Source organism: Aeromonas finlandensis, assembly GCF_000764645.1.
In the GTDB taxonomy this organism is placed as follows: domain Bacteria; phylum Pseudomonadota; class Gammaproteobacteria; order Enterobacterales; family Aeromonadaceae; genus Aeromonas; species Aeromonas finlandensis.
In genome coordinates this window covers 1-7,265 of record NZ_JRGK01000277.1, presented here as the reverse complement: position 1 = coordinate 7,265, position 7,265 = coordinate 1, and the positions used below count along the sequence as shown (strand labels likewise).

The following is a 7,265-nucleotide window of genomic DNA, read 5'->3' as shown; positions in this document are numbered from 1 at the left end:
CGTCGGTGGCGACCCAGTGATCCGGCCGATAGCCGTGATCGGCCGCTGCCGGCACCAGCGCCTCCATCACCGGACGGGGATAACCGGAGCAGGAGCCAATTTTCATCCCCTGCCCCCGCAGAGCATCCAGCACCGGCAATACGCCGGGGATGGGGTCGGCGAAGCGGGTCACGGCGGCAATCTGCAGCGGCATAAAGGTGTGATAAATGTGGTCCACCTCGGCGTGGCTCATGGGGTGGCCGAAGCGGGCCTGCCAGCGCGCATCCACCGAGGGCAGACGGCCCAGGGCGGCGATATGATCCCACTTGCCCAGCCCCATGGGCTGGCGCGCCTCATCCAGAGTCACGGGAAAGTCATAGGCGCGGGCGAAGGCCTCGACGAAGATGGAGGTGGGGGCGAAGGAGCCGAAATCGACGACGGTGCCAGCCCAGTCGAGGATCAGCGCCTCTACGTCGGTGGTCGGGTCTGCGGCAATTTGCAAGTCAGTCATTGTGATGTTCCTGTTTCGGTGAAAGTGCGATCTCGCCGAGAGCGTGCTCGAGAATGGTGATGGCGCGCACCAGATCGGCACGGGCAATATTGAGCGGCGGCGAAAGCTGGATAACGTTGCCCTGGGAGACCTTGAAGCTGAGCCCCAGCTCCAGACAGCGGTAGAGCAGCCGCTCGGCGGCCTGGCTATTGCGGGTGCGACTCTGGTGATCGACCACCAGATCGAGCGCCCAGAGCATACCGATACCGCGCACCTGCCCGATCAGCGGGTGACGTTCGGCAAATGCCGCGAGCTCGCGCGCCATAAAGCGGCCATCCTCCTGCGCTTTTGCCAGCAATCCATCTTCACGGATGGTACTGATGGTGGCGAGGGCCGCAGCGCAGCCGATGGGGCTCTTCTCGTGGGTGTAGTGACCGAGCGAGATGGCCGCCGCCTGATTGAAACGGTCGCGGGTAATGAGCGCCGCAAACGGCACCACCCCGCCCCCCAGCCCCTTGCCCAAACAGATGATGTCGGGCTCGATGCCAAACTCTTCAAAGCTGAACCAGTGGCCGGTACGCCCCAGGGCGTTGGGGATCTCGTCGACGATCAGCAGCACCTTATGGCGATCGCAGATCTCTCTTACCCGCTGCCAGTAGGCCTTCGAGGGCACCTGCACGTCGGTGTTGCGGATGGGCTCGGCGATAAAGGCGCCAATGCCCCCCTCCTTCTCGATGACGTACTCCAGATAATCGGCGTAATGCAGGTCATCCCCTTCCCCGCGATACCAGACGCCGCGATAGCGGGTGGGGGGCGGGATGCGCTCCACCCCGGCCATCAGCGGGCCCATACCGGCGCGAAAACAGGCCTCGCCGCCGACCGAGATGGCATCGAGGGAGGCGCCGTGAAAGGCATCCCACAGGGACACCACCTTGCTGTTGCCGGTGATGAAACGGGCGAGCTTTAAGGCAATCCCCACCACCTCACTACCACCGGGGGCGAACAGCACCCGGTTGAGATCGCCGGGGGTCAGTTCGGCCAGGGTGCGGGCGCAGTCGATGGCAACCTGATGGGTGTAGCGGCGGGGCGCAAACGGCAGATCGGCGAGTTGCTGCTGCACCGCGGCCACCACTCTGGGGTGACCGTGGCCCAGCTGATGGACGCTGTTGCCGTGGAAATCGAGATACTGTTTGCCCGATACACTGGTCAGCCAGCTCCCCTGCGCGCGCTCAAGCAGATCGAGACAGGGGGTGGAGAGCGCCTGATGGAGAAAGTAGCGGCTATCCTCCGCCAGCCCCGCCTGCACGGCCTTGCTCTGGCCTGCCCACCAGCGCGCCCGCCCCTCGCCGAGGTTGATATCCCCTTCACTGTCGGCGCGGCCACTGCCGTGCAGCTTATGGTCGTGCAAATCGCGGCCACGCAGGTCACGACCGTGAGGCGCCATGCTGGTCATCGCGCGTCCCCTTGCCAGTAGCAGGCGCTGGCCATGGCGGCGAGCAGATCCCGCACCCGCTCCGGGGTCACATCGCCGATATTGCCAATGCGGAAGCAATCGGCTTGCGAGACCTTGCCCGGATAGATAACAAAGCCCTGCGCCTTGAGCCGCTGGTAGAAGTCGGCAAAGCGGTAGTCAGGATGAGCCGGGGAGTAGAAGGCGGTGATGATGGGGGATTGCCACTGTTCTTGCAGCAGTGGCGCAAAGCCGAGGGCAGCCATCCCCGCCACCAGCGTGCGCTGATTCTCGCTGTAGCGCTGATGGCGGGCTGCAATGCCCCCCTCCTCGTCCAGCTCGCGCAGCGCCTGGGCAAAGGCAAGCACGGTATGGGTGGGCGAGGTAAAGCGCCACTTGCCCCCCTGCTGCTCCATGGTCTGCCACTGGGCGTGCAGGTCGAGGGAGACCGAGCGGGCACGACCGGCGCAGGCCACCAGCGCGGCGCGGCGAGCGATGACAAAGCCAAAACCCGGCACCCCCTGAATGCACTTGTTGGCTGAGCTGATGAGAAACTCGATGCCAAGGCGCCCCATGTCGATGGGGATACCGCCAAAGCTGCTCATGGCATCGACGATCAGGCGAATGCCGCGGCGCTGGCAGAGCTCAGCTACCTCCTCAAGGGGGTTGAGCATACCGGTGGTGGTCTCGCAGTGCACCATGGCCAGATGGGTGATCTCGGGGTGGCGCGCCAGCATCGCCTCGATGGCGGCGGGTTCGGGGCGGTTGGTCTCGCCGCAGTCCAGCTCATGGTGACGCAGGCCAAGGCAGCGGGCCATCTCCCCCATGCGGGCACCGTAGGCGCCGTTGTTGATGATCAGCAGACACTCATCGACGCCTATCGCCGAGCCCAGCACGCTCTCCACCACATAGCTGCCGCTCCCCTGCAGCAAGACGGCGCTGTAGTCACTTTCACATTCAGGACCAGTGGCCAGCCGCACCAGCTCGCGGCGGATGGGCTCCACCACGCCCTGGTTGTAGTCCGCATCCCAGGTGCAGCTGTCTTGCAGCATGGCGGCACGCACAGTCGCGGTGGTCGAGAGGGGGCCCGGGGTCAGCAGCAGGTAATCAACGGCGGCGGGAGCCGCAGGGATATGGGTCATGACTTCGCTCCTTTTGGTATATACCAGAATGAGCGCATTGTGGGTAACTGCCCCGCCAAGGTCAAAGGGGTGGCGCTACGTGCAACAAAAAATTCATTTTCAGCGCCGGGATCGCGATAATCTAGGAAGCCTGAATAGCAGGGGCGATGCTGGTATCTACCAACGCATGTTGATGTTGCCCTTTAACGACCGGGCAGATGACCTGCCCTGTGCCCAGCCCATTGCCCAACTCATTGCACAACTTATTGCAAAACCAGGGATTTTCATGAGCAAACCGCAATATCTGCAGATCAAGGATGCCCTCGCCAACCAGATCCTGGCGGGGGGTCTGGCCCCCAACGACAAGCTCCCCTCCGAGCGGCTGCTGGGGGAACTCTATGGCACCACAAGGGTCACCATTCGCGAGGCACTGGTGCAGCTGGAGGCAAACGGCCTTATCTATCGGGAGGATCGCCGCGGCTGGTTCGTCACCCCGCCGCGCTTTCGCTTGAACCCCAGACGCACCTCCAACTTTCACCAGATAGTGCGGGAGCAAGGGGGCGAGCCGCGCACCGAGTTGCTGGAGAAAAGCCGCCAGGCAGTGCCGCCCGCGTTGATGGCGCAGTTGCAGCTCAAGCCGTTCGACAGCCTGTTTCTGCTCAAACGGCTGCGCTATGCCAACGGGCGCGCCATCTGCTACTGCGAGAACCACTGCCTGCCAGAGCGGGTACCAGGCCTGCTGGAGCTGGATCTCAACGGCAGCCTGACCGAGATCTATCAGGCCCATTACGATCTCCACTACGCCCGCATGCAGGTGCGCTTCTTCCCCACCGCCCTGCCGGACGAGGTGGCCAAGGCGCTGGGGGCCACCGCCGGTCTGCCTGCCCTGCGCCTCGAGCGACTCAACTTCGATCAGCACGGTCGGGTGCTCGATTTCGATCTGGAGTACTGGCGCCACGACAGTCTGGAGATCGAGGTGGATACCCAGGATTAGTCACGGACAAATCAGGAACGGCAAAACGTCACGGGGCCGTCACCTGAACGTCATAAAGATCCCCTAGCCTCTCTCTCGACCAATCTGGTTTATACCAAACCAATTTAACTGGAGAAGAGGATGAAACAGGGAACCCATCTGCCGGCCGCCGCCGTGCTGGCTGCCATGACCGCCCCGGCACTGGCCGCGACCGATCTCACCGTCTACACCGCCTTCGAACCGGAGCAGCTCAACGAGCTGAAAACCGCGTTCGAACGCCAGCATCCGGACATCAACATCAAGTGGGTGCGTGACTCCACCGGCGTGGTCACCGCCCGCTTGCTGGCAGAAAAAGCCCAGCCCAAAGCGGATGTGGTATGGGGACTGGCCGCCACCAGCCTGATGCAACTCGATCAGCAGCAGATGCTCAATGCCTATGCACCGAAAGGACTGGATAAGCTCGACAGCCGCTTTCGCGACAGCAAGGCCGAGCCGCACTGGATCGGTCTGGACGCCTTCTTCAGCGCCATCTGCTTCAACAAGGTAGAGGCGGAGAAACAGGGGATCCCGGCCCCCACCAGCTGGGCCGACCTCACCAAGCCCATCTACAAGGGCAAGGTGATCATGCCCAACCCCAGCTCCTCCGGCACCGGTTACCTGAGCGTTGCGGGCTGGCTGCAGACCATGGGCGAGCAGCAGGGCTGGCAATTTATGAACGGCCTGCACCAGAACATCGACCGTTACACCCACTCGGGCTCCGCCCCCTGCAAGCTGGCCGCCAGCGGTGAAACGGTGATCGGTATCTCCTTCGACTTCCCGGCTACCAGCCTCAAGGCCAAGGGTGCCCCCATCGAGGTGGTGTTCCCGAAAGAGGGTTCGGGCTGGGATATGGAAGCTGCCGCCATCATCAAGGGCACCCCCAAGCTGGATGCCGCCAAACAGCTGCTCGACTTTGCCGCCACCGAACAGGCCAACGCCCTCTACAACAAGTCGTTCGCAGTGGTCGCCATCCCGGATGTAGCCCAACCGAGAGCGGGCTATCCGGCGGATATCAAAGGCCAGATGATCGACAACGACTTTAGCTGGGCAGCCCGCGAGCGTAACGCCATTCTGGCCCAGTGGAGCGCCAGCTTCGACGGCAAAACCGAAGCCAAGCAGTAAGCGTGAAGGGCGGCGGTTTGTTCACGCCAGACACACCGCTGCCAATAAACTGCCAGTCGAAGGCCAACAGGTGTTGGCCTTCGCTTTTTGGCATAACCCCCCATGTTTGTGTCGCCCTCAATAGGTAGCGCACCGCTCTTTCCCACACGACCAAGCCACCTGCTGACGACCCGTCGTCATCTGACTGTCATCAAGCTGTCATCCCTCGATCACCTGACCGTCACACTTCACCTGCAAACTGGTATATACCAAATCAGTAGCGAGTCGAACCATGACCCAGCCCTATCTGGACATTCAACATCTCAACAAGCAGTTCGGTGCTTTTCAGGCCCTCAAGGGGATCTCTCTGACCATTGAGCCGGGGGAGTTTATCTGCTTTCTCGGCCCCTCCGGCTGCGGCAAGACCACCCTGCTCAGAGCCATCGCCGGACTGGATCTGCCGGACAGCGGCGAGATCTGGCAAGGGGGGCGCAATATCTCCCGCCTGCCGCCCCAGCAGCGCGATTTTGGCATCGTGTTTCAGTCCTACGCCCTCTTCCCCAACCTGACGGTGGCCCAGAACATCGCCTTCGGCCTTGAGAATCAGGGGTTGGCGCGGGATCTCATCAAGGAGCGGGTGGACCACTGGCTGGGGCTGGTGGATCTCACTGCCCAGTCCCACAAATACCCGAGCCAGATCTCCGGCGGCCAGCAGCAGCGGGTGGCGCTGGCCCGGGCGCTCGCCCTCTCCCCCGGTCTGTTGTTGCTGGACGAACCGCTCAGCGCGCTGGATGCGCTGGTGCGCACCCATCTTCGCAGCGAGATCCGCGCCCTGCAGCAGCGCCTTGGCATCACCACCATCATGGTGACCCACGATCAGGAAGAGGCGCTGACCATGGCCGATCGCATCGTGGTGATGGAGGGCGGCCGCATCGTACAGGTGGGCACCCCGCAGGAGATCTACCACCAGCCTGCCAGCCGTTTCGTGGCAAGCTTTGTCGGCACCATGAACTTCCTCGAGACCCTGGTGCTGAGCCCCACTCAGGTGCGCCTTAACGAGCAGCCGCTGACACTTGCCAACCGGGCCGTGGCCGGCAGCAAATTGCAGGTGGCGATCCGCCCCGAGGCGATCACCCTGAGTGCGCCGAGCGAACCCTATCTTGGTCAGCACGGTATCGACGCGCAGATTGATCAAGTGGAGTTTCTCGGCGCAGCCCAGCGACTTATCTGCACCGCCGACACCTATCTGGGCCCGCAGCAAATTCTGGTGGAGCGCCCGACCCACGAGTTGCCCCGCCACGAACAGGGTGGCTGGCGCAGCGGCATGCGCTGCTCGCTGCACTGGCCCGCCGGGGCGATGCAGCTGTTTGAAGGAGAGCGCCCATGACCGCCCCCCTTGCGACCTCTTCCATGTTGCCACCAGCAACAGCCCGGCAAGACGCCCGCTGGCAGCGGCTTTGCCATGGCTGGAGCCGGGATCAGCTGCTGCAACTGATCCTGCTGGTGCTCGGCATCGCCCTGCTGGTGGGGGGCCTCTTGCTGCCGCTGCTCACCATGCTGCAAAAGAGCCTGCAGGATGAGAACGGCCTCTGGGTCGGCCTTGCCAACTTCAGCGCCTACTTCGACTCCCCTCATCTGGGGCGCACCATCGGCAACACCCTCTGGCTCGGGGTGTTGATCACCACGCTGGTGGTGACCATCGCCTTTGGCTACGCCTATGCCCTCACCGGCACCTGCATGCCGGGCAAGCCCCTGTTTCGCCTCATCGGTTTGATCCCGCTGTTGATGCCCTCCCTGTTGCCCGCCATCAGTCTGGTCTACTGGTTTGGCAATCAGGGGATCGCCAAGGGGCTGCTCGGCGGCGAGAGCATCTACGGCCCCATCGGTATCGTCATTGGTCTGGGTTTCTGGTGCTTCCCCCACGCTCTGATGATCCTTATCACGGCGCTCAGCCAGAGCGATGCCCGCCTCTATGAAGCCTCCCGGGTGCTCGGCAGCAGCGGCTGGCGCACCTTTGTCACCGTCACCCTGCCTACCGCCCGTTATGGCCTGCTCAGCGCCGCCATCGCGGTCTTCACCCTCACCATCTGCGACTTCGGGGTAGCCAAGGTG

The 7,265-nt window shown here is 63.2% G+C and carries 7 protein-coding genes; 4 read left to right on the top strand and 3 right to left on the bottom strand.

The window, feature by feature from the left end; all coding sequences use genetic code 11:
* The 3 genes from LD28_RS0116400 to phnW form a co-directional block, all read right to left on the bottom strand.
* The coding region (locus tag LD28_RS0116400) for an HAD family hydrolase (RefSeq protein ID WP_081959598.1) at positions 1-490 on the bottom strand (490 nt) is incomplete at its 3' end.
* Positions 483-1,922, bottom strand: a complete 1,440-nt coding sequence (locus LD28_RS0116395; RefSeq protein WP_033138013.1) for an aspartate aminotransferase family protein — start codon at positions 1,920-1,922, stop codon at positions 483-485. The genes LD28_RS0116400 and LD28_RS0116395, both read right to left, overlap by 8 nt.
* Positions 1,919-3,061, bottom strand: coding sequence for a 2-aminoethylphosphonate--pyruvate transaminase (phnW, locus tag LD28_RS0116390; RefSeq protein WP_033138012.1), 1,143 nt, complete (start codon positions 3,059-3,061; stop codon positions 1,919-1,921). The genes LD28_RS0116395 and phnW overlap by 4 nt, the downstream gene beginning before the upstream one ends.
* Before the next feature lie 265 nt (positions 3,062-3,326).
* Between phnW and phnR the strand changes: the two genes are divergently transcribed.
* The 4 genes from phnR to LD28_RS0116370 form a co-directional block, all read left to right on the top strand.
* Positions 3,327-4,034: a phosphonate utilization transcriptional regulator PhnR gene (phnR, locus tag LD28_RS0116385; RefSeq protein ID WP_005300236.1), complete on the top strand. Its 708-nt coding sequence runs from the start codon at positions 3,327-3,329 to the stop codon at positions 4,032-4,034.
* Positions 4,035-4,154: 120 nt separating this feature from the next.
* Positions 4,155-5,174, top strand: coding sequence for a putative 2-aminoethylphosphonate ABC transporter substrate-binding protein (locus LD28_RS0116380; protein WP_033138011.1), 1,020 nt, complete (start codon positions 4,155-4,157; stop codon positions 5,172-5,174).
* A gap of 271 nt (positions 5,175-5,445) precedes the next feature.
* Positions 5,446-6,540, top strand: coding sequence for a putative 2-aminoethylphosphonate ABC transporter ATP-binding protein (locus LD28_RS0116375; RefSeq protein WP_033138010.1), 1,095 nt, complete (start codon positions 5,446-5,448; stop codon positions 6,538-6,540).
* A partial coding sequence (locus LD28_RS0116370; protein ID WP_033138009.1) for an ABC transporter permease subunit occupies positions 6,537-7,265 on the top strand: 729 nt, incomplete at its 3' end. The genes LD28_RS0116375 and LD28_RS0116370, both read left to right, overlap by 4 nt.